The sequence below is a fragment of the Planotetraspora phitsanulokensis genome (genome assembly GCF_016863295.1).
Classification (GTDB): Bacteria; Actinomycetota; Actinomycetes; order Streptosporangiales; family Streptosporangiaceae; genus Planotetraspora; species Planotetraspora phitsanulokensis.
This window is the reverse complement of record NZ_BOOP01000024.1, coordinates 1-21,303: the sequence shown is the minus strand read 5'-3', so window position 1 is coordinate 21,303 and position 21,303 is coordinate 1. Positions and strand designations below refer to the sequence as shown.

18 protein-coding genes are annotated in these 21,303 nt (G+C 70.5%); 12 read left to right on the top strand and 6 right to left on the bottom strand.

Annotated features, from left to right (window positions below):
* Positions 1-14: 14 nt before the first annotated feature.
* Both Pph01_RS26125 and Pph01_RS26120 read left to right on the top strand, forming a co-directional pair.
* The gene (locus Pph01_RS26125; protein ID WP_204075810.1) at positions 15-3,023 is read left to right on the top strand and encodes an AfsR/SARP family transcriptional regulator; all 3,009 of its coding nucleotides are present in this window, start codon (positions 15-17) and stop codon (positions 3,021-3,023) included.
* 81 nt (positions 3,024-3,104) lie between these two features.
* Positions 3,105-3,482 carry a hypothetical protein gene (locus tag Pph01_RS26120; protein ID WP_204075809.1) on the top strand — a complete coding sequence of 126 codons (378 nt, stop codon included), beginning with the start codon at positions 3,105-3,107 and terminating at the stop codon, positions 3,480-3,482.
* Positions 3,483-3,506: 24 nt separating this feature from the next.
* Here Pph01_RS26120 and Pph01_RS26115 read toward each other — a convergent pair whose 3' ends face one another.
* Complete coding sequence (locus Pph01_RS26115) at positions 3,507-4,586, bottom strand: class I SAM-dependent methyltransferase (protein ID WP_204075808.1); 1,080 nt, start codon at positions 4,584-4,586, stop codon at positions 3,507-3,509.
* 232 nt (positions 4,587-4,818) lie between these two features.
* Between Pph01_RS26115 and Pph01_RS26110 the strand changes: the two genes are divergently transcribed.
* The 6 genes from Pph01_RS26110 to Pph01_RS26085 all read left to right on the top strand — a co-directional run bounded on the left by Pph01_RS26110 (position 4,819) and on the right by Pph01_RS26085 (position 12,097).
* Positions 4,819-6,435 carry an ABC transporter substrate-binding protein gene (locus Pph01_RS26110; RefSeq protein ID WP_204075807.1) on the top strand — a complete coding sequence of 539 codons (1,617 nt, stop codon included), beginning with the start codon at positions 4,819-4,821 and terminating at the stop codon, positions 6,433-6,435.
* Positions 6,432-7,391: an ABC transporter permease gene (locus Pph01_RS26105; RefSeq protein WP_204075806.1), complete on the top strand. Its 960-nt coding sequence runs from the start codon at positions 6,432-6,434 to the stop codon at positions 7,389-7,391. Before Pph01_RS26110 ends, Pph01_RS26105 begins: the two co-directional genes overlap by 4 nt.
* Positions 7,384-8,271, top strand: a complete 888-nt coding sequence (locus Pph01_RS26100; RefSeq protein ID WP_204075805.1) for an ABC transporter permease — start codon at positions 7,384-7,386, stop codon at positions 8,269-8,271. Before Pph01_RS26105 ends, Pph01_RS26100 begins: the two co-directional genes overlap by 8 nt.
* Positions 8,268-9,257 carry an ABC transporter ATP-binding protein gene (locus Pph01_RS26095; RefSeq protein ID WP_204075804.1) on the top strand — a complete coding sequence of 330 codons (990 nt, stop codon included), beginning with the start codon at positions 8,268-8,270 and terminating at the stop codon, positions 9,255-9,257. Before Pph01_RS26100 ends, Pph01_RS26095 begins: the two co-directional genes overlap by 4 nt.
* Positions 9,254-10,246 (top strand): ABC transporter ATP-binding protein, encoded by a 993-nt coding sequence (locus Pph01_RS26090; RefSeq protein ID WP_204075803.1) that lies wholly within the window; start codon positions 9,254-9,256, stop codon positions 10,244-10,246. The genes Pph01_RS26095 and Pph01_RS26090 overlap by 4 nt, the downstream gene beginning before the upstream one ends.
* A 63-nt stretch (positions 10,247-10,309) precedes the next feature.
* A complete protein-coding gene (locus Pph01_RS26085; RefSeq protein ID WP_204075831.1) occupies positions 10,310-12,097 on the top strand; it encodes a gamma-glutamyltransferase family protein in 1,788 nt (595 codons plus the stop codon).
* An 18-nt stretch (positions 12,098-12,115) separates the two neighbouring features.
* Here the strand turns inward: Pph01_RS26085 and Pph01_RS26080 are convergent, their stop codons facing one another.
* The 3 genes from Pph01_RS26080 to Pph01_RS26070 form a co-directional block, all read right to left on the bottom strand.
* A complete protein-coding gene (locus Pph01_RS26080; protein ID WP_204075802.1) occupies positions 12,116-12,865 on the bottom strand; it encodes a hypothetical protein in 750 nt (249 codons plus the stop codon).
* Positions 12,866-13,070: 205 nt separating this feature from the next.
* Positions 13,071-14,258 carry a sensor histidine kinase gene (locus tag Pph01_RS26075; protein ID WP_204075801.1) on the bottom strand — a complete coding sequence of 396 codons (1,188 nt, stop codon included), beginning with the start codon at positions 14,256-14,258 and terminating at the stop codon, positions 13,071-13,073.
* Positions 14,255-14,899, bottom strand: coding sequence for a response regulator transcription factor (locus Pph01_RS26070; RefSeq protein ID WP_204075800.1), 645 nt, complete (start codon positions 14,897-14,899; stop codon positions 14,255-14,257). The genes Pph01_RS26075 and Pph01_RS26070 overlap by 4 nt, the downstream gene beginning before the upstream one ends.
* 87 nt (positions 14,900-14,986) lie before the next feature.
* On the opposite strand from Pph01_RS26070, the gene Pph01_RS26065 reads away from it, so the two are divergent.
* The 4 genes from Pph01_RS26065 to Pph01_RS26050 are packed head-to-tail and all read left to right on the top strand — an operon-like array spanning position 14,987 to position 18,403.
* The gene (locus Pph01_RS26065) at positions 14,987-15,514 is read left to right on the top strand and encodes a hypothetical protein (RefSeq protein ID WP_204075799.1); all 528 of its coding nucleotides are present in this window, start codon (positions 14,987-14,989) and stop codon (positions 15,512-15,514) included.
* Entirely contained in the window at positions 15,511-16,563 is a 1,053-nt protein-coding gene (locus tag Pph01_RS26060; RefSeq protein ID WP_204075798.1) for a peptidoglycan-binding domain-containing protein, read from the top strand. The genes Pph01_RS26065 and Pph01_RS26060 overlap by 4 nt, the downstream gene beginning before the upstream one ends.
* Complete coding sequence (locus Pph01_RS26055; RefSeq protein ID WP_204075797.1) at positions 16,560-17,213, top strand: ABC transporter ATP-binding protein; 654 nt, start codon at positions 16,560-16,562, stop codon at positions 17,211-17,213. Before Pph01_RS26060 ends, Pph01_RS26055 begins: the two co-directional genes overlap by 4 nt.
* Positions 17,210-18,403: an ABC transporter permease gene (locus Pph01_RS26050; protein ID WP_204075796.1), complete on the top strand. Its 1,194-nt coding sequence runs from the start codon at positions 17,210-17,212 to the stop codon at positions 18,401-18,403. The genes Pph01_RS26055 and Pph01_RS26050 overlap by 4 nt, the downstream gene beginning before the upstream one ends.
* A 91-nt stretch (positions 18,404-18,494) precedes the next feature.
* On the opposite strand, the gene qcrB is transcribed toward Pph01_RS26050, so the two are convergent.
* Together qcrB and Pph01_RS26040 are read right to left on the bottom strand one after the other, a co-directional pair.
* Positions 18,495-20,192: a cytochrome bc1 complex cytochrome b subunit gene (gene qcrB / locus Pph01_RS26045; protein ID WP_204075795.1), complete on the bottom strand. Its 1,698-nt coding sequence runs from the start codon at positions 20,190-20,192 to the stop codon at positions 18,495-18,497.
* Between the two features lie 771 nt (positions 20,193-20,963).
* On the bottom strand, positions 20,964-21,303 hold a 340-nt coding region (locus Pph01_RS26040; protein WP_373315684.1), incomplete at its 5' end, for a hypothetical protein.

The following is a 21,303-nucleotide window of genomic DNA, read 5'->3' as shown; positions in this document are numbered from 1 at the left end:
TGTCCGGGAGCACGATGGAGTTCGCCGTTCTAGGGCCGCTTCACGTCTCAGCCGAAGCTCGGCCTCTGCCCCTCGGCGCGGGGAAGCAACGCACCCTGCTCGCCGAACTCATCTGCCATAGGGGGCGCGCCGTGTCCTCTTCCACCCTCATCGAGGCGCTGTGGGGGCAGTCCCCGCCACGAACCGCCACGGACAACCTCCGGCTCTATGTGCACCAGCTCCGCAGGACGCTGGGCCCTGACCGGATCACGCGCACCAGCACCGGTTACGTGCTCTCCATCCATCCGGGCGAGTTGGACGCCGGCCGGTTCGAGACCCTGGCGGAACAGGGCGGGACCGCCCTCGCCGCCGGAGACCACGAACGGGCCGCCGCGCTGCTCAGGGAGTCTCTGGACCTGTGGCGCGGTCCCGCGTACGCGGGGCTGAATCTCACCACCGGACTCCGCGAGCACGCGCACCGCCTCGAAGAGGAACGGCTCACCGCGCTGGAGAACCGGATCGAGGCGGACCTGGCACGCGGGATGCATGCCGCGTGCGTCGCCGAGCTCATCGGGCTCGTCGCCGAGCATCCGCTGAGAGAGCGGTCACGCATGCAGCTCATGCTCGCTCTGGCCAGGTCGGGACGCCAGGCAGAGGCCCTGGCCACCTACCAGGACGCCCGTCGGGTGTTCGCCGCCGAACTCGGCCTGGACCCCGGTGCCGAGCTCCGCCACCTGCACCAGGCCATCCTCACCGGCACACTCCCCGTCGACCCCTCCACGGTCTCGTCAGGTGATGTCTCCCCCGCCCAGCTTCCGACCGACATCTCCGATTTCACCGGCAGGGACGACCACCTCGCCGAACTGACGGACCTCCTCGGCAAGGAGCCTCCCCCGGGACCTGGGCCCGTGCGTGTGTGCGTCATCACGGGGATGGGCGGCGTCGGAAAGACCACGCTCGCCGTACACGCCGCCCATCAGGTCGCGCGGCACTATCCCGACGGGCAGCTTCATGCGAACCTGCACGGCGCCGAGGCCTCCCTCGCGGACCCCTCCCAGGTGCTCGCCGGCTTCCTCACCGCGCTCGGCGCGCCGCGTTCCACACTGCCGGAGACCACAGAGGAGCGGGCCGCCTTCTTCCGGAGCCTGCTGGCGGGACGCCGGATGCTCATCGTGCTCGACAACGCCGCCTCCGAGCAGCAGGTCCGCCCACTGCTCCCCGGCACGCCCGGCTGCGCCGTCATCGTCACCAGCAGGTCCCGGCTGAACGGGCTGTCCGTCGCGAATCTGATCGAACTCTCCGTGCTGCTGCCCAAGCAGGCCGTGCAACTGCTCTCCAGGATCGCGGGGGCCGGCCGGGTGGCGGCGGAGCCGAAGGCGGCGGCCGAGATCGTCCGGCTGTCGGATCACATCCCGCTCGCCGTCCGGGTGGCGGGAGCGCGCCTCGCCGCACGGCCGCAGTGGTCGTTGACCCGCCTGGCCGGGCAACTCACCGACGAGCGGCGCCGGCTCGACCAGTTCGCCACCGGCGATCTCGCGGTCAGGGCCAGCCTGGCGCTCAGCTATGTGGGGCTCGACCATGTCACGCGCAGGGCGTTCCGGCTGCTCGGCTCGCTGGACGTGCCCGAATTCGCCGGCTGGGTCGCCGGTGCGCTGCTCGACCTGCCGGTGGCGGCGGGAGAGGAGTTGGTCGAGGCTCTGGTGGACACGCAGCTCGTGCTGATCAGCGGGACGGATTCGGCAGGGCAGCCCCGATACCGCTTCCACGACCTCGTCCGCCTGTACGCCCGCGAGCGCAGCGGGCTCGAAGACGAGCCGGAGACCGTGGCCGAGGCCCTGGGCAGGGCTTTCGGGGCCTGGCTCGCGCTGGCAGAACGTGCCACTGAGAGGGTGCAGGGCACGTCCTCCGCCATCATCCACGGCACCGCTCCTCGCTGGAACTCCCCCGACGGGGCCCCTTGGGAAGGTGTGGCCGAGCAGGACCCGATGGCCTGGTTCGACACCGAGCGCACGGCGCTGATCGCGTCGATACTCCAAGCCTGCTCGCGGGGCCTGACCGAGGTCGCATGGGATACGGCCTGCTGCGTGGAACGCTACTTCGATGTAAGCGGGCAGTTCGACGACTGGCGCGCCCTGCACGAGCGCGTCCTGGAGGCATGCCGTAAGGCGGGCAACAGGCTCGGCGAAGCGATGATCCTGCGCGGGCTCACGCACGCCACGACGTGGATGGAGACCGGCGGGGCCATGGCCGCGCAGTATGACGGGGCCGAGCAGCTGATCGCCATGTTCGCCGAACTGGGCGAGGAGCGCGGCCTGGCCGACGCCTACGTGCTGCGCGCCTGGGGGGAGGCGGCCCGGGGCGACATGGCGCAGGGCCTTCGGTCAGGGCAGATCGCGCTGCGCCTGGCGGAAGGCAGCGGCCACATGAGCGGCCAGGCCAGGGCGCACGTCTGCATGGCTGTGACGTACGGCCCCAGGGAGATCAGGATGGCCATCGTCCACCTGCTGAAAGCCCTGCCGCTGGCCGAGAAGCTGGGCAACCCGCGCTTCGAGGCCACGACGCTGCAGTTCCTCGGCCTCGCGCACGCCCATGCGAGAGAGTTCGAGGCCGGTCTGGAATATCTGGTCAGGGCGCTGGCCATCTATCGCCAGTTCCGCGACCCGCTGCTGGAGGCGATGGGCCTGGTGGCGCTGGCCAAGCTCTACGGCGTGGCCCGCGACCCCCGGGCCAGGGCCGCGGCGGAGGCGGCCGAGGCGCTGAGCCGCTCCCATCACCTGGCCCACCACAGGGCCGACGCGCTCTGGGTGCTCGGCGACGTCGACCTGGCGGAGGGCAGGTTCGGCGAGGCCGTCACCCATCTGGAGGAGTCGGTGCGGCTCTGGCGCACCCGTGGCTGGCAGGACTTCCTCGCGGGAGCGCTGAGCAGCCTCGCTGACGCGTACACCGCGGCCGGGGACCTCGCGGCGGCGGCCGGGGCACGCCGTGAAGTGGACGCGCTCACCGGAACCGCATCGGACTCGACATCACAATCTACTCAATCATGACGATATCTCCGCGCTAGCCGGAAAGGGCCATGGTCGATCAGGATGAGTCTTGAGCAGCAGGCGTTCACGTCGAGGAGTCCCATGCCCCGTTCCGCCCTCGTATGGGCCCTGGGCCTCATCATCGCGGGGTCCTTCGCGGTGGTCATCTGCGTCCGCACCGCTCCTACGATCGCCCCCGACGCCCCCCGCGACTTCTTCGACTCGCCCTACCTCCTGCTCTCGTTCGCGGGCCTGGGAGTCCTGGCCGGCCTGGCCGGATGGTTCGTCCCTCAGACGGGGATCCTGTGGGGGCTGCTCGCCGCCGCTCCGTTCTTCGTCTATTTCGCGACGACCATCGTCAGGGATCTCGGGGAAGACGACCAGGGCCTTTGGCCGGTCGGCGTGGTGTTCCTGGTGGCTCTCACCCTCATCCCCGCCGCCGCGGCCCTGACGACGTCTCTCATCGCCAAGGCTCGCTGAGGGCGTCATCGCTCTCGGTCGGCGTCATCGCCTGACGTCGTAGATGCGATTGGTGAGGGTTTCCGCGGCCGTCTTCCACGTGCGCAGTCCCGCCTCCGCGGCGAGGGTCCGCAGGGCCTCCTCCCCCGCGTGGTTGCCGAGCGCCTGGGGGCCGTTCTGTGCAATCGCGCCGGGCAGGCAGAGCACGGCGGACGCGGACGCGAAGGACCGGCCGATCGGATTGATCAGCCCCGCGGGATCGGCCGGGGCGTTCGGCTCGACGACCATGCAGGCGCCGTCCTCGGCCAGCGTCCGCTCGGCCTGGCGGAAGGCCGCTCCCGGGTCGCCGAGGTCGTGCAGGCAGTCGAAATAGGTGATCAGGTCGTAGCCCTCGCCAGGGAAGTCCTGAGCCGCGGCCAGGTCGAACGTCACCCGATCGCTCAGGCCGCGCTCCCGCGCCTCCCGGCGGGCGGCCTCGATCGAGGGGGTGTGGAAGTCGAAGCCGCGAAAGCGGGAGTTCGGGAACGCCTGTGCCATCAGCAGGGTGGAGTGGCCGAAGCCGCATCCGACGTCGGCGACCGACGCGCCCCGTTCCAGCTTCTCCACGACGCCGTCCAGGGCGGGCAGCCACTCCTGCACCAGCATCGCCGAATAGCCGGGGAGGAAGAACGCGGCGACCCCCTCGTACAGTTCGGGCCCGTGCTCCTCCCAGCCCACGCCCTCGCCCGTACGGTAGGCGTCCACCAGGGCGTCCTCGGTGGCGTACAGCGGCTTGAGCATCGTGAAGGCGCCGATCATGTACGTGGGTGAGTCCGGGTCCGCCAGGACGGCGGCGTACTCGTCCGGCAGCAGGTAGGCGCCCGTCTCGGCGTCGTAGAGCACGTATTCGCCGGCCACCTGGACGGCCAGCCACTCCCGTACGTACCGCTCGTTGAGGCCGGTGCGCCCGGCCAGCCGCTCCGACGTGAGCCATCCGGCCCCGGCCAGCGCCTTGTACAGACCCAGCCGGGCGCCGATCGAGGTGGACAGCCCCGCGAACGCGGCGGCGCTGTCGACGGCCACCCGCCCCAGGAACTCCTCGACCCGGCCCTGATCAAGCTTCTCGACGTCCACCACGGTCGTCACCTCGCGTCCTGTGTGACCCCTCCAATTAACAAGACAAATCGGTCACACGTTAACACCGGGGAGTAAACAGGGCGGCGTTTCGAGCGCAGCCGGGACGGCTTCCGCCCTGTGACTCGAGGGGAATCAGAGCCTGACATAACTGCATGGGTCAGAAAACTCCACGAAAATGTAACGAATACGAAATACCGGACCCTGTATACGTTCTTGCACAAGAATCTTCCAGGAGGAACGGATGCAGTCCGCGCGCCACCTGACATTGACCGTGCCGCTCGTCGCCCTCTCCCTGGCCCTCGCGGCCTGCGGCGGTGGCGGCGCCCCCACCAGCGCCCCCTCCGTGGCCGACGCCACCGCCGACAACCGCACCGTCCAGAGCGGTGGCACGCTCACCGTCGCCCTGAACGCCGACCCCGACGCACTCGACCCGAGCACCGCAACGACGCTCGTCGGCCGCGAGGTCTTCGTCAACATGTGCGAGAAGCTCTACGACATCGACGCGACCTCCACGCTGGTCCCCCAGCTCGCCGCCGCCATGCCCCAGCTGTCCGACGACGGCAAGGAAGTGACGATCAAGCTGCGGACGGGCCTCAAGTTCAACGACGGCACCGTGCTGGACGCGGCCGCGGTCAAGAAGTCGCTGGACCGGCACCGTTCCTGGGAGAAGTCCGCCCGGCAGGCCGATCTCGCCGCCGTCACCGACGTGACCACGGTGGGCGAGGACGCGATCAAGCTCACCCTGTCGCGGCCGGCCACCCCGCTCACCGCCCAACTCGCCGACCGGGCCGGAATGATCATGTCGCCCAAGGCGCTGGACAGCGAGGGGGACACCTTCGGCGCGAACCCGGTGTGCGTGGGGCCGTTCAAGTTCGCCGGCCGGACCTCCGGCAGCGAGATCGTGCTGGAGCGCGCGCCCGACTACTACGACGCCGCCAAGGTCAAGCTCGACAAGCTCGTCTACAAGATCATCGTCGACCCCAACGTCCGCGCCGCCAACCTCAGGTCGGGGGACGTACAGGTCGGCGACCAGCTCGCCACCACCACGGTCGCCGGGGTGCAGTCCGACCCCGCCCTCAAGGTCGTGTCGGGCGGCGGTCTCGGCTACTTCGGGATCAACATCAACATCGGCAACGTCGCCGGCTCCACGGAGAAGTACGGCACGGTGGACACCGCGCTCGGCAAGAGCCCGGAGCTCCGCGAGGCGTTCGAGCTCTCCCTCGACCGTGACGCGATCAACAAGACCGTCTACAACGGCCTGTACGAGTCCGACTGCTTCCCGCTGCCGGCCGACAGCCCGTACCGCGCGGCGAGCCTCCAGTGCGCCCCGCGCGACGTGGCCAAGGCCAAGCAGCTCGTCCAGGCATCCGGCGTGGCGACGCCGATCCCGGTGACCCTGACCACGCCGAACGACGCCACCAACCAGCGGCTCGCCCAGGTGATCCAGCAGATGGCCAAGGAGGTCGGCTTCGACGTCAAGGTGGAGACCGCCGAGTTCGTCGCCACCCTGGAGCAGGGCGGGGCGGGCAAGTACGACACGCTGCTCACCGGCTGGTCGGGCCGCGTCGACCCGGACGGCAACCTGACCAACATCATCACCACCGGGGGCAGCAACAACTACCCCGGCATGTCCGACCCCGGCATCGACGACCCGATCAAGCAGGCCGCGGCCGCCACCGACACGGCCGAGCGGGCGGAGTTGTACGCGAAGGCCATCCAGAAAGCTGCTGACCTGCGCGGATTCATCTACCTGTACCACAACAAGTACTACCTGGGCATGCAGAAGAACGTCGCGGGCGTCCAGTACTTCAAGGACGGCCTGCCGCGCTTCACCACGGCTGGGTTCACCACCAAATGACCTGGTTCATTCTGCGGCGCTGCGGCGCCGCGGTGATGGTGCTGCTTCTGGGCAGCGTCCTGATCTTCCTCGGGGTCAGGGCGCTCCCGGGAGACCCCGCGGTGGTCATGGCCGGCGAGGACGCCTCACCGGCCCTGGTCGCGGCAATACGGGAGGAGTACGGCCTGGACCAGCCGCTTCCCGTCCAGTACGTCGAGTACCTGCGGCAGACCCTGTCCGGCAACCTGGGCCGGTCCACCCAGGATCAACTGCCCGTCACGACGATCCTGGCCCAGCGGTTGCCGGTGACGCTGGAGCTGACCGTGCTCGCCATGGTGGTGGCGATCACTGTGGGCGTGCTCGCGGGCGTCGTCGCCGCCGTACGGCGCGGCCGCTTCGCCGACTACCTGGCCACCGGCTTCGGCCTCGCCGGGTTGTCGGTCCCGCACTTCTGGCTCGGACTGCTCGCCATCCTGCTGTTCTCGGTGACGCTGCGCTGGCTACCCGCCTCGGGCTATGTCCCCTTCACCGAGGACCCGGCGGGAAACCTGCAGCGCATGGTGCTGCCCACACTGGTCCTCGGCATGGGCTTCGCGGCCGTGCTGATGCGGCAGACCCGCTCGGCGATGCTGGGCGCCCTGTCCGCCGACTACATCCGCACGGCCCGTTCCAAGGGCCTGGCGGAACGCGCCGTGGTGGGCGTGCACGCGCTGCGCAACAGCCTCACCACCGTCGTGACCGTGCTCGGCCTGCAGCTCGGCGCGCTGATCAGCGGAGCGGTCGTCACCGAGCAGATCTTCGTGATCCCCGGCTTCGGCAAGCTCACCGTGGACGCCGTGCTGACCAGGAACTACCCGGTCATCCAGGCCGTGGTGCTGGTGACCGTGACCGCGTACGTGGTGATCAACCTGCTGGTCGACATCGCGTACGCCCTGCTCAATCCGCGCATCCGGCTCTCGGGGGCGTCCCATGGCTGACCAGATGGCGGTTTCCGTGGGCGCGGTCCCCGCGCCGGGTTCGGCGGAACGGCGACGCCGGTTGTGGCGGCGCTTCCGCCGCCGCCCGATGCCGATGACCGGGCTCGTGCTCGTGGCGGGGTTCCTCCTCCTCGCCCTGGTCGGGCCGCTGGTGACCGGCGACCCGGTCACCCAGGACTACGCGGCCACACTCGCGCCGCCGTCGGCCGCCCACCCGATGGGAACCGACGACCTCGGCCGGGACGCGCTGGCGCGGATCGCCTCGGGCGCGCGGATCTCGCTCCAGGCGGGCGTGCTGTCCACGCTGCTCGCGATGGCGGCGGGCATCCCGATCGGGCTGCTGGCGGGCTTCTACCGGCGCTGGCTCGACCCGGTGGTCGGGAGGCTGGTCGACGTGACGCTGGCGTTCCCGTTCCTGGTGTTCGCCGTGGGCCTGGCCGCGATCATCGGCCCGTCGCTCACCGGCGTCGTGCTGGCTCTCGGCTTCGCCCAGCTCCCCGCCGTCATCCGGATCACCCGCGGCGAGGTGCTGGCGATCAAGGAGATGGACTACGTCTCGGCGGCGATCGCGGACGGCGCCGCCGACGGCCACATCCTGCTCCGCTACGTCCTGCCGAACTGCGCCGGCCCGCTCATCGTCCAGGCCACGGTGGCGATCCCGACGGCGATCATCGGTGAGGCCACGCTGTCCTTCCTCGGCCTCGGCGTGCAGCCGCCCACCCCGTCGTGGGGCGTCATGCTCACCGTCGCGCAGCAGTACCTCGACGTCGCCCCGTGGCTGGCGATCTGGCCGGGCGTGCTGATCGCGCTGGCCACACTCGGCTTCAACCTGCTCGGCGACGGGCTGCGCGACGTCCTCGATCCCAGGAGCGGCCTGTGAGTCTTCTCGACGTCACCGACCTGACCGTCGGCTTCGACACCGAGGACGGCCACGTCCACGCGGTCAAGGGCATCTCGTTCAGCCTGGAGGAGGGAGAGATCCTGGCCCTGTGCGGGGAGTCCGGCTGCGGCAAGACGGTCACCGCCATGGCGGTGCCGAGGTTGCTGCCGCCCCAGACCACGCGCCTGTCCGGCTCGATCCGGCTCGACGGCCGCGAGCTCACCACCCTGCCCGAGCCGCTGATGCGCCAGGTGCGCGGCAAGGAGGTCTCCGTCGTCTTCCAGGAGCCGATGACCTCGCTGAACCCGTCGTTCACGGTCGGATTCCAGATCGCCGAGGTGCTGCGCAGGCACGAGAACCTGTCGCGGGCAGCCGCGCGCAACCGAGCGGCCGAGTTGCTCGAACTCGTCGGCATACCGGCCCCGGCCCAGCGGATCAAGGAGTACCCGCACCAGCTATCCGGAGGGATGCGCCAGCGCGTGATGATCGCCATCGCGGTGGCGTGCTCACCGCGCGTGCTGATCGCGGACGAGCCGACCACCGCCCTCGACGTGACGATCCAGGCGGGCGTGCTCGACGTCTTCCGCGACCTGCGTGACCGGCTGGGCACCGCGATCATCCTGATCACCCACGACCTCGGCGTCGTCGCCGACATCGCCGACCGGGCCGTGGTCATGTACGCGGGCCGGGCGGCCGAGCAGGCCCCCGTCGAGGAACTGTTCGCCCGTCCCCGGCACCCGTACACGCTGGGGCTCATGAAGGCCCTGCCCGCCGCCGCCGTCACCGGTCCGGCCGGGCGGCGCAGGCTGGCGGAGATCCCCGGGATGGTCCCCTCGCCGCTCGCCGACCTCGACGGGTGCGCCTTCCACGCCCGCTGTCCGCAGCGGCAGGACGACTGCCTCGCGGCCCGGCCCCCGCTCGTACGGCACGGCCCGGCGCACCTCGCCGCCTGCTTCCACCCTGGGCACTCCGGAGAACAGCCGTGACCGAACCCGTCCTGCAGATCGACTCCCTGGTCAAGCACTACGGCCAGGTCAGGGCCGTGGACGGGCTGTCGCTGACGATCGGCCAGGGCGAGGTGCTCGGCCTGGTCGGAGAGTCGGGCAGCGGAAAGTCCACCGTCGGCAAGTGCGTGCTGCGCCTGACCGAGCCCACCTCCGGCACGATCACGCTGGGCGGCCGGGACGTCACCCACCTGTCGCGGCGGGCCATGCGCCCGCTGCGCAGGGACGTCCACATGGTGTTCCAGGACCCCTATTCCTCGCTCAACCCGCGCTTCTCGATCGAACAGATCGTCAGCGAACCACTGCTGCGGCACAAGCTGGCGAGCAGGCGGGAGGCGTACGGACGCGTCGCCGCGATGCTGGAGAAGGTCGGGCTGCGCACGGAGATGATGACGCGCCTCCCCCATGAGCTGTCCGGCGGCCAACGGCAGCGGGTGGGCCTGGCCAGGGCGCTGATCCTGGAGCCGAGGCTCGTGGTGGCCGACGAGCCGGTGTCGGCCCTCGACGTCTCGGTCCAGGCCTCGGTGCTCAACCTGATCACCGACCTGCAGCGGGACATGGGCTTCTCCTGCCTGTTCATCACCCACGACCTGTCGGTGGTGGAGTTCCTGGCCGACCGGATCGCGGTCATGTACCTGGGGAGGATCGTGGAAACCGGGCCGACCGCGGACCTGTTCGCCGAGCCCCGGCATCCGTACACGCAGGCGCTGCTGTCCGCGGCCCCCGTGCCCGACCCCGTGAAGGCGCGCGAGCGCCGCAGGATCGTGCTCCGCGGCGACGTCCCGAGCCCGCTCGACCCTCCGGCGGGCTGCCGATTCCACACCCGCTGCCCGCTGGCCTTCGACGCGTGCCGTACGGTCGAGCCGGAACTGGCCGACCCCCGGAGCGGCGTCCATCCGGCCGCCTGTCACCTGGTGACGCCCGAACACCGGCCCGACGCGGCCGTCCCCGGGCGGACGATCGAGTACTGATCGAATACTGAAGGAAGGAACCGGGTGTTCACCACACGACCCGAACTGACGGGCGACTTCGGAATGGTGGCGAGCACGCACTGGCTGGCCTCGGCGGCCGGGATGAGCGTGCTGGAGCGCGGCGGCAACGCCTTCGACGCGGCCGTGACGGCGGGGTTCGTCCTCCAGGTGGCCGAGCCGCACCTCAACGGACCCGGCGGCGAGGTGCCGATCCTGCTGTGGAGCGAGGCCGAGCAACGGCCCTTCGTGGTCTGCGGACAGGGTGTGGCACCAGCGGCGGCGACCATCGAGCGGTTCACCGACCTCGGTCTCGACGTCGTGCCGGGGACCGGGCTGCTGCCCGCGACCGTCCCCGGCGCCTTCGGCGGGTGGATGCTCATGCTGGAGCGCTGGGGCACGTGGTCACTGGCCGACGTCCTCGAGCCCGCCATCTCCTACGCCGAGCACGGCGTCCCGGTGGTGGAGCGCATCTCGGCGACGATCGGCACGGTGGAGCGGCTGTTCGCCGAGGACTGGCCGACCTCGGCCGCCACCTGGCTGCCGCACGGCCGGGTGCCGGAGCCGGGTTCACGGCTGACCAACCCGGTGCTGGCCGCGACCTACCGGCGGCTGGTGGCCGAGGCTACAAGCGCCTCCACCACGCGCGAGGGGCAGATCGCCGCGGCCAGGGACGCCTGGTACCGGGGCTTCGTCGCCGAGGAGATCGCGCAGTTCAGCGCCGGCAAGGCCTGGCGCGACAGCTCGGGAGAGCCGCACTCCGGCCTGCTCACCGGCGACGACCTCGCCGGCTGGACGGCCACCGTCGAGGAGCCGCTGACCTTCGACTACCACGGGCACACCGTGTGCAAGACGGGACCGTGGGGCCAGGGGCCGGTCTTCCTGCAGCAGCTCGCGCTGCTGTCCGGGTTCGACCTGAGCGGGATGGGCCACCTCAGCCCGGACTACGTGCACACCGTCATCGAGAGCGCCAAGCTGGCCTTCGCCGACCGGGAGGCGTGGTACGGGGATCCGGCCTTTTCCGACGTGCCGATGGCCGGACTGCTGAGCGAGGCGTACAACGCGGAGCGGCGCGCGCTGGTCGGCGCGGACGCGTCCTACGGGCTTCGGCCGGGCGCCCCGGACGGACGCGCTCCCCGGCTGCCCGACCTGCCCGGGCCGGGCACGGTCAGCCACGCGCCGGGGGTGTCACGCACGCGCCGGACCGCAGGCGTGGGCGAGCCGACCGTGGGCGAGCCGACCGTGAGCGGCGACGGCCGGGTCAGGGGCGACACCTGCCACGTGGACGTCGTGGACCGGCACGGCAACATGGTCTCCGCCACGCCCAGCGGCGGCTGGCTGCAGAGCTCCCCGACGATCCCCTCGCTCGGGTTCTGCCTGGGCACGAGGGGCCAGATGTTCTGGCTCCAGGACGGGCTGCCCGCGTCGCTACGCCCCGGCGCCCGGCCGCGCACCACCCTGTCCCCCTCGTTCGCCCTGCGGGACGGCAGACCCTGGCTGGCGTTCGGCACCCCGGGCGGGGACCAGCAGGATCAGTGGAGCCTGAGCTTCTTCCTCTCCGTGGTCCACGGCGGGCTCGGCCTCCAGGAGGCCGTCGACGCCCCCATGTTCCACTCCGAGCACTTCCCCAGCTCGTTCTTCCCGCGTGGCTCGCTGCCCGGTGTCCTGCACATCGAGGAGCGGGCCGACCCGGCGCTCGTCTCCGAGTTGCGGCGGCGCGGCCACCAGGTGGAGGTGCAGGGCCCGTGGTCGCTGGGCAGGCTGAGCGCGGTCGCGCGGGACACGGCCCCGGGCGGCTTCCTCCACGCGGCGGCCAACCCGCGCGGCGCGCAGGGCTACGCGGTGGGCCGGTAGCCGGGGGCCCGGCTCCGGTCAGGTGGTCGGCAGGCCCGTGGCCTCGGCGATCTCAGCGCCCTCGGGCGCCTCGAACGCCTTGGCGTCCGCCTCGTCCTTGAAGCTCACCAACTCGATCGACGCCTTCTCGCCACTGGCCAACGTGCCGGTGAAGGAGGCGAGGACGCCTGTCTCGGTGACGCACACCGAGAAGTCCCGCGGCGCGTCGCCGTCGCCCGGCGACGCGACCGCTTCCAGCCCGGTGGCGGTGGCGCAGAGCGAATTCTGGCCGGCGATCTCCCTCTCCTCGCTCTCGATGTCCGCACCCGGGATGACCGCGGCCGCCGTGACGAAACCGAGCGCCAGCTCCGGCGTGACGAAGCCCGGCCCGGTCGCGGCCGTCATCGCCCCGGCGTCGCCGGTCCCGGCCGACGGCGCGCTGGTGCAGGTGTTCTTCTCGCAGAACAACATGTGGTCGGGCGTGAAGACGTACCTGCCGTCGGGACCGATGAACGCCGAGTTCGGCGGCTCCTGGACCAGCGTCACCGTGCCCCCGTCGGTGGACTTGTACGTGGCGGTGAAGGTGAGATCGGCCGACTTGCCCAGCCTGTCGGCGAACGTCGACAGCGTGCTGGCGGAATCCACCACGTTCGAGACCTGGCCGATGACGCCGCAGCCCATGAGGGAGGCACCGAGGACGCCGCCGGTGACGGCGAGCGAGACGGCGCGGACGGCGACGCGGCGGGTGCCCGGTTCGGTTCCGGCCAGGGTGCGAAGCAAGGGGCGCATATCTGTTCTCCTGAAGTGAGAGGGCCGGCACCGGGTGCTCTCGGTGCCACACGACAGAGATAGATCACGCTCCTTGCAGCGTGATTGCGGCGCCCGGCCGCCCTGCTTGCGGACGGCTTACACCGGCGTGGCCTGCCGGCAGGTGGAATCAGCGTTGAGCTCGCCGGCACGGTGCCGGGCCCCCTCAAGGGACGCGATCTGACGGCTACTCGCGTGGCGTGAGCCGGACCGCGGGGACTGTGAGCGTGACGTGCAAGCCTCCGTCCTGCCGAGGGGCGACGCTGACCGCGCCGTGGTGCACCGCGGCGATCGACGACACGATCGCGAGCCCGAGCCCGAACCCGTCGCGGGTGGTGCGGTCGTGCAGGCGCCGGAACGGCTCGAACAGGCCGTCGATCTGGTCGGCGCCGACAGCCGGGCCGGTGTTCCTCACTTCCAGCGCGACCTGTCCGTCCGACGCGGATGTGCTGAGCCAGACGTCGCCGCCGGGCACGTTGTGGCGGATGGCGTTGTCGACGAGGTTGGCGACGAGCCGTTCCAGCAGCACCGGGTCACCCGAAGTCACCACCGGCTGAAGCGACGCGTGGAGTCGCCGGTCGCCGAACTGCACGTCGTCGAGGACATTCTCTGCGACCGTGGCCAGATCGACCTCCTCGCGGACGCTCAGCCCGTGCTCGTTGCGGGCCAGGGTGAGCAGGGCGCCGACGAGCGCCTCGGCCTGGTCGACGGCGGTCCGGACGTCCCGCCCCATGCCGAGCAGTTCTGCCTCCGTCGGCGCCCGCTTGGCCAAGACGACGTCGACGGTGGCGCGCATGAGGGTGAGCGGTGTGCGGAGTTCGTGGCTGGCGTTGGCGATGAACCGCCGCTGGCTCTCGAACGCGGCCTGAAGACGGGCGAGCATGTCGTCGAAAGTGTCGGCCAGCTCGTGCAGCTCGTCGCGGGGGCCGTCGAGCGACACCCGGGCCGACAGGTTGTGCTCGGACGCGGCGCGCGCCGCCGCGGTGATGCGGTGGACCGGGCGCAGCACCCGCCCGGCGACGATCCACCCGGCGAGCGCCGCGAGGAGGGTGACCGCCACGAGGGTGATCAGCGAGTACCACAGCAGGTGTGACAGGGTCTCCTCGCGCTGGCCCGCCGCGCCGGCCACGACGCCTTCCAGGAAGGTCAGGTCGCACTTGAGCCGAAGATCTGAGTCGGCGTTCACGCGGAGGGCCTGCCTGCAGTACGTGAGGAACTGCTCGGCATTGTCCGTCTGGCGCGTCGCGCCTTGGATCTCGGAAAGCCCGGCCACGAGGAGGTAGGTGATGGCGACGACGATCGCCCCGCACACCGCGAACAGGCCGGTGTAGAGCAGCGTCAGGCGGACCCGGATGGTGAGGCGCGGCCGGGTCACAGCCGGTAACCCCGTCCGACGACGGTCTCGATCACCGGCGGCGGGCCGAGTTTGCGGCGTAACCGGGTCATCGTCACCGAGACGACGTTGCTGAACGGGTCGGCGTTGGCGTCCCAGACGTGCTCCAGCAGCTCCTCGGTGCTGACCACGCCACCGTCGGCGGCCATGAGCATCTCCAGGATCCCGAACTCCTTACGGGTGAGCGACAACGTGCGGGTGCCGCGGCCGGCACGGTGGCGGGCCCGGTCCACGACCAGGTCGCCGCGGCGCACGATCGGCGGCGCGGACGGCGCGCGGCGGCCGAGCGCACGCACCCGGGCGACCAGCTCGTGGAACGCGAACGGCTTGCCAAGGTAGTCGTCGGCGCCCAGCTCCAGCCCGTCGACCCGGTCGTCGACCCCGGCCGCCGCGGTGAGCATCAGGATGCGGGCGGCACCGCCGGCCAGCGACCGGCACACCTTGTCGCCGTGGACCTCGGGCAGGTCCCGGTCGAGCACGATCACGTCGTACGCCGTGGAGGCCGCCTCGACCATGGCGGCCGCTCCGTCAGTGACCACGTCGATCGCCATCCCGGCGTCGCGGAGCCCTTCGGCGATCCGATGGGCCAGTGTGACGTGATCCTCGACCACCAGGACTCGCATGAGGTCATTCTGCGTCGCTGGGCATGACATCGGTACGACATCGGACGTAGCGGTGCTGTCACCGGCCGGGGCGTAGACCTCGACGGCATGAGACCAATTCTCGTGATCCCCGTCCTGCTGTGCGCTCTGGCGGTCGCCGCCTGCGCCAAGGCCCCCGAGGGCAGCGGTATCGCCTCGGCGAACAGCGGCACCGCAAGCGCGCGCCCGTCCGCATCCCCGACCAGTGATCCGGCCGCCTTCGTGAGGTGCATGCGGGAGCACGGCCAGACCATGCCGGATCTCGGCCCGGACGAACCTCTCCGGCTCGTCCCGCCGCGCGGCGGGCTGGAACGCGCGTGGCGAACCGCCCTGCAGGCGTGCCAGCGCTTCCTCCCGGAGGGGGAACGGCTGGCCGGCCCCCCGCCGGAGCAACTGGAGCAGCTCCGAGCTTTCGCCGTGTGCATGCGCGCCCACGACATCGAGATGACCGATCCCGCCGCGGTTGACGGAAACATGGTGATCAAGGGCCGATTCGCGAACGTCACCCGGGCGCAGCTCGAAAGCGACCCGGTCTACAAGGCGGCCATCGCGGCCTGCAAGGCCAAGCTGCCCCAGGAACAGAAGGAGAGGAAGTGAACCGGCCGACCCGGACGGCGCTGGTGGGCGGGTCGGCTCTGCTGGCGGTCGCGGTGGTGACGGCCGCCGCGATCGGCTTCGGCGGGAGGAGCCCGGCGACCTCGTCGAGCACCACCCGGGCACTTCCCGCCACCGCTCCGGTCACCCGGACCACCTTGACCCGGAGCCAGCAGGTGAACGGGGTGCTGGGCTATGGGGCGTCGGTGACCATCGCCGGACGCGGCTCCGGCACCCTCACCTGGCTACCGCGCCTCGGCGCCACGATCAAACGCGGCCGGTCGGCCTACCGGGCGGACGACGACCCGGTGCCGCTGTTTTACGGCAGGCTTCCGCTCTACCGGCAGCTGCGCATCGGGGACACCGGCAGGGACGTCGAGGAGGTGGAGCGCAACCTGGCCGCCCTCGGCAACCCGGGTCTGACCGTGGACCGCCGGTACACCTGGGCCACGGCGGTCGCCATACGCCGGTGGCAGAAGGATCTCGGGCTGACCCAGACAGGGGTCTTCGACCCGGCGTCCGTGGTGATCGCGCCCGGCGCGATACGGGTGGCGGCACTCACCGGCAACCTCGGCGCCCCTGGGAGCGGGCCGATCCTCGCGTACACCGGCACCACAAAGGTGGTCAGCATCGCCTTAGACGTGGCGCTGCAAACCCTGGTGAGGCGGGGGCTGCCCGCGACGGTCGAACTCCCGGACGGCAAGACCGTCAAGGGCAGGATCGCCACAGTGGGCACCGTGGCCACCCCCGGGCAGGACGAGCAGCACCCCGCGACGATCGACGTGACCGTGACCCTCCGGGACCAGTCGAAGATCGGCCGGTTGGACCGGGCCCCGGTCGTCGTCAGCCTGGTGTCGGACAGTGTGCGCGACGTGCTCACGGTCCCCGTCGCGGCGCTGGTCGTACTCGCCGAGGGCGGGTACGGCCTGCAGGTGGTGACCGGCTCCACCAGCCGGTACGTGCCCGTGAGCCTGGGCATGTTCGGCGACGGCCGGGTGGAGGTCAGCGGTGACGGCGTCACCGAGGGCACCCGCGTGGGGGTGCCCGAATGATCGTCCTCAGCGGAGTGGGCAAGACCTACCCGGGCGGCTTCCAGGCGCTGCGCGACGTCTCGCTGACGATCGACGCCGGCGAACTGGTCGGCGTCGTCGGCCCGTCCGGCTCGGGCAAGTCGACGATGCTCCATCTCATCGGGGCGCTGGACCTGCCGACCAACGGGACGGTGACGATCGCCGGAACCGACGTGTCCCGACTGCCGGACCGGAGGCTCTCGGCGCTGCGGGGGCGCACCGTCGGCTTCGTGTTCCAGCAGTTCCACCTCGCGGCGGGCGTGCCGGCGGTGGACAACGTGGCCGACGGCCTGCTCTACGCCGGCGTCCGGCTGCGCGAGCGACGCCGCCGGGCGATCGCCACCCTGGAGGGGCTGGGACTGGGTGACCGGCTGGACCACCGCCCGCACGAGCTTTCCGGCGGGGAGAAACAACGGGTGGCCATCGCCCGCGCGGTGGTGGGCGATCCGCCCGTGCTGCTCGCCGACGAGCCGACCGGCAACCTCGACTCCACCTCGGGCGCGGAGGTGATGCGGCTGCTGCGGGACCTGCACTCCACCGGCACCACCGTCGTGGTGATCACCCATGACCGGGACATCGCGGCCGGGCTGCACCGGCTGGTACACGTACGCGACGGGCAGGTGGTCACATGACCGCGCCGTCGCGTCTTTCGCCCGTGGACGCCTTCCGGGTCGGCGCCGCCGGTCTGCGCGCCCGGCCACTGCGGGTGTTCCTGTCCGCGCTCGGGATCGCGATCGGCATCGCCGCGATGGTGTGCGTGGTCGGCATCGCGAGCTCCAGCCGGGAGAGCCTCAACCGGCAGTTCGCCGCGCTCGGCACGAACCTGCTGCGGGTGTCCCCCGGGCACACCCTCAAGGGCGATCAGTCGCACCTGCCGGACGAGTCGGTGGCGATGATAGGCCGGATCGGCCCGGTCACCTCGGTGACGGCCACGGCGACGCTGGCCACCGCCAATGTGTACCGGAGTGACCGTGTCCCGCCGGGCGAGACGGGCAACCTGACGGTGATGGCCGCGCGGACCGACCTGCTCGGCACGGTGGGCGCGGGCGTGGCCAACGGAACGTGGCTCAACGCGGCCAACGCGCGGTACCCGGCCGTGGTGCTCGGGGCGTCGGCGGCCAAACGGCTCGGCGTCGTCAGAGCCACCCCGGACGTGAAGGTGTGGCTGGGCGGCCAGTGGTTCACCGTCGTCGGCGTCCTGCGCCCGGTCGCCCTCGCCCCGGAACTGGACTTCGCCGCCCTGGTCGGCTGGCATGCGGCGAAGTCCACCCTGCGCTTCGACGGGTATCCGACCACCGTCTACACCCGTACGCGGAACGACGCCGTACTGGCGGTGAAGGCGGTCCTGGGCGCCACCGCCAACCCGGAGAACCCGAACGAGGTGGACGTCTCGCGGCCGTCGGACGCGCTCGCGGCCAAGCAGGCCACGGACACGGCCTTGACCGGGCTGCTGCTCGGCCTCGGCGCGGTGGCGCTGCTGGTCGGCGGCGTCGGCGTGGCGAACACGATGGTCATCTCGGTGCTCGAACGGCGCGCGGAGATCGGCCTGCGCCGATCGCTCGGCGCCACCCGGGGACACATCAGGATCCAGTTCCTCGCCGAGTCTCTCCTGCTGTCGGCGCTCGGCGGCCTCGGCGGAGCGCTGCTCGGGGTCGCAGTGACGGCGGCGTACACGGCGTATCAGGGCTGGCCCGCGGTCGTGCCCGCGTGGGCCACCGTAGGAGGCGTGGCCGCCACGCTCGTCATCGGCGGCTGCGCCGGCGTCTATCCGGCCTGGCGCGCCGCCCGGTTGTCCCCGACGGAGGCTCTCGCCAGTCCGTGATCCGTTCGGCGGGCAGCCCTGCCCGGCCTACCGGGCTGCCGGGCCGCTCGGGCCTGTCGGGGGCCCGCCACCGGGCCTACCGGGAGGGGGCCTACCGGGAGGGGCGCCCGCCGCCCGGCCTGCCGGAGCGCCGCCGCCCGGTGAGCGGCCTGCGCTCGCCGGCGTGCGCATGGTCCCCGGCATGCCCGTGGTCGCCGGCGCCGATGGCGGCGCGCTCCTCTCCACCCTCTTCGGTGAGCGGGACGTGGTCCGTACCGTACGCGCGGCTCATCCTGGCCCGGAGCCTGCCGAGGACGGTGCGGGTCTCCTTCGGCGGAACGCCCCCGCCGTCGACGCCGCTCTCGATGATCGGGATCTCCTTCTTGCCCCGGATGTGGTCGGCGATGTCCTGTGCGGACGGGGTGTGGACCTCGATGTACTCGCCGTGCGGAAGGCGCTTGATGACACCCGTCTCCACGCCGTGGGACAAGAGGTCCGCGTCCCGGTGCTGCAGGCCGATGCAGATCCGGTACGCGACGAAGAAGGCGATCGCCGGGCCAAGGAAGATCGCGAAGCGACCGAAGATCGTCGTCCAGTACAGGCTGATATGGAAGTTGGCCGAGATCTCGTCATTGGCCCCGAGCAGCCACAGGACACCGTAGAACGTGATCCCCGCGAAGCCGATCGCGGTGCGGACCGGGTTGTTGCGCGGCCGGTCAGCGGTGTGGTGCTCGCGGCGGTCGCCGGTCACCCACTGCTCGATGAACGGATACAGCGCCAGGCCGGTCAGGATGAGCCCCATGGGCAACAGGGCCGGGATCAGCACGCTCAGCGAGAGCGTATAACCCAGGAAGTTGATCTCCCAGGCGGGCATCAACCGCAGCGAGCCCTCCAGGAATCCCATGTAGAAGTCGGGCTGGCTGCCCGCCGAGATGTCCGCCGGGGTGTACGGGCCGAACAGCCAGATCGGGTTGATCTGGGCGAACGTCCCCAGGAGGGCGATGACGGCGAAGGTGAACAGGAAGAACGCACCCGACTTGGCCATGAAGGACGGGAAGAACGGGGCACCCACCACGTTCCTCTCGGTCCGCCCCGTGCCCGGCATCTGCGTGTGCTTCTGCATCCACATGAGAACCAGGTGGGCCGAGATCAGCGCCAGGAGGATGCCCGGGATCAGCAGGATGTGGATCGTGAAGAACCGCGAGATGATGTCCTGGCCTGGATATTCTCCGCCGAACAAGAAGAATGCCAGATACGTCCCCACAACGGGGATTCCCAGTATGACTCCCTGGGTGATCCGCAGTCCGGCGCCGGAGAGCAGGTCGTCGGGGAGGGAGTAGCCGGTCAGACCCTCAAGCAGTGCGAGCGTGAGCAGACCGAGGCCGATGAGCCAGTTCAGCTCACGCGGCTTGCGGTAGGCGCCGGTGAAGAACACCCGCAGCATGTGGATGGTCATGCCTCCGATGAACAGCAGCGCCGCCCAGTGGTGGATCTGCCGGATCAGCAGGCCGCCGCGCACGTCGAAGCTGATGTTCAGCGTCGAGGCGTACGCCTCGGACATCTTGACGCCCACGAGGGGCTGGTAGGAGCCGGAGTAGGTGACCTCGCCCATGCTCGGCCTGAACCAGAACGTCAGGAACGTGCCGGTCAGCAGCAGGATGATGAACGAGTAGAGCGCGATCTCACCCAGCAGGAACGACCAGTGGTCAGGGAAGATCTTCCTCAGGTTCCGTTTGAGGAAGCTGCCCGTACCGAGGCGGTCGTCGAGGAACCCTGCGACTCCTGCTATGGCCTTCGGGGCAGTCTCCATGGGTGCCCTCTCCGAGATCGGGCAGGACGGCACAGCCCCGAGCGTCCTGCGACGTCAGCCGGTCCGGCCCTGGCATCGCCTCGCCCGCCACCTCTGGACCTTCCGCGCCCCCCACCACGGACAGGACGCCTTTCACGGCGTTGATCACGACGCTTTCACGGCGTGAACGCTTTTCACGGCGTGAATACGACGCCTTCACTACGTGAACACGACGAGGCGGAACGATCGCTTCGCCAGGAACGCCTGGCGAATGTCCTCCGCGTAGGCGGCGGAGTTCAGCCAACCGGCGCCATTTCAGTTCTCTTCCAGCTTATCCGCCTGTTTTCATGACAAACCTTGCGTCCAGCCGCACGCGGGCGCACCCGATCGACGAGAGGGGCGCACGTCCCAAGCGGCCACTAAACGCTGATGCGAGAACCCGGACGGCGTGCAGTGTCAGCGGCGACGGACTCTTGCTCACGCCATGAACAGATAGGTCTCCGGCTTCTCTTCTTCCTGCCTTGTGGCGTGGTTCTTCGACGGACCCTGGACAGCGCCTGGCGCACCCGCTTGTGCTCGGCCCGCCGCAGATCTATCTGTTCGCTCCAGGCTTAGAACCTTCGTTCGATATTTGTAGCGGAACGATTACCCAGCGCGAGATTATTCAGACAGGCGTTCGATACGGATGAGCGGAAGGGGTGCCGCCGTGGCCGACTCTCACGGGAGACGTCACTCCTTCTCGTCAACCGATGAGACAGCCGATGAGTTGCCCTGCGGCCCACAGTGGTGGGCTCAGATGACGGCACGCGCCCGATCCTGGTCATCAGACGGCAGCTCGGCATTGAGCTCGCCACCCCTGGCCGATCCGTGGCCGGACTTGCCATCCTCGGATTCGATGCCGCCGAACTCCGCATCCGACGGCTCATCGCCGTTCGACTCGATCGGCCGCGCACACCCAGGGCAGAAGAACGCGTCGGCCGAGCCTGGCCGACCAGAAGAAACCCCATCGCCCGAACAGGATCCATCAGCCGAGCAGGATCCACCCGCCGAGCCGAACCTCTCCGCCGAGGCCGCCTGGTCAGCCTGGTCAGCCGGATCATGCGGATCAGGTGAGCCGGGCGGATCGGGTGCA

What these genes read in the sequence shown, in the direction of transcription:
- Pph01_RS26125 (WP_204075810.1), top strand. Translation starts at nt 15, where the DNA reads ATGGAGTTCGCCGTTCTAGGGCCGCTTCACGTCTCAGCCGAAGCTCGG.
- Pph01_RS26120 (WP_204075809.1), top strand. Translation starts at nt 3,105, where the DNA reads ATGCCCCGTTCCGCCCTCGTATGGGCCCTGGGCCTCATCATCGCGGGG.
- Pph01_RS26110 (WP_204075807.1), top strand. Translation starts at nt 4,819, where the DNA reads ATGCAGTCCGCGCGCCACCTGACATTGACCGTGCCGCTCGTCGCCCTC.
- Pph01_RS26105 (WP_204075806.1), top strand. Translation starts at nt 6,432, where the DNA reads ATGACCTGGTTCATTCTGCGGCGCTGCGGCGCCGCGGTGATGGTGCTG.
- Pph01_RS26100 (WP_204075805.1), top strand. Translation starts at nt 7,384, where the DNA reads ATGGCTGACCAGATGGCGGTTTCCGTGGGCGCGGTCCCCGCGCCGGGT.
- Pph01_RS26085 (WP_204075831.1), top strand. Translation starts at nt 10,310, where the DNA reads ATGGTGGCGAGCACGCACTGGCTGGCCTCGGCGGCCGGGATGAGCGTG.
- Pph01_RS26080 (WP_204075802.1), bottom strand. Translation starts at nt 12,865, where the DNA reads ATGCGCCCCTTGCTTCGCACCCTGGCCGGAACCGAACCGGGCACCCGC.
- Pph01_RS26070 (WP_204075800.1), bottom strand. Translation starts at nt 14,899, where the DNA reads ATGCGAGTCCTGGTGGTCGAGGATCACGTCACACTGGCCCATCGGATC.
- Pph01_RS26065 (WP_204075799.1), top strand. Translation starts at nt 14,987, where the DNA reads ATGAGACCAATTCTCGTGATCCCCGTCCTGCTGTGCGCTCTGGCGGTC.
- Pph01_RS26055 (WP_204075797.1), top strand. Translation starts at nt 16,560, where the DNA reads ATGATCGTCCTCAGCGGAGTGGGCAAGACCTACCCGGGCGGCTTCCAG.
- Pph01_RS26050 (WP_204075796.1), top strand. Translation starts at nt 17,210, where the DNA reads ATGACCGCGCCGTCGCGTCTTTCGCCCGTGGACGCCTTCCGGGTCGGC.
- qcrB (WP_204075795.1), bottom strand. Translation starts at nt 20,192, where the DNA reads ATGGAGACTGCCCCGAAGGCCATAGCAGGAGTCGCAGGGTTCCTCGAC.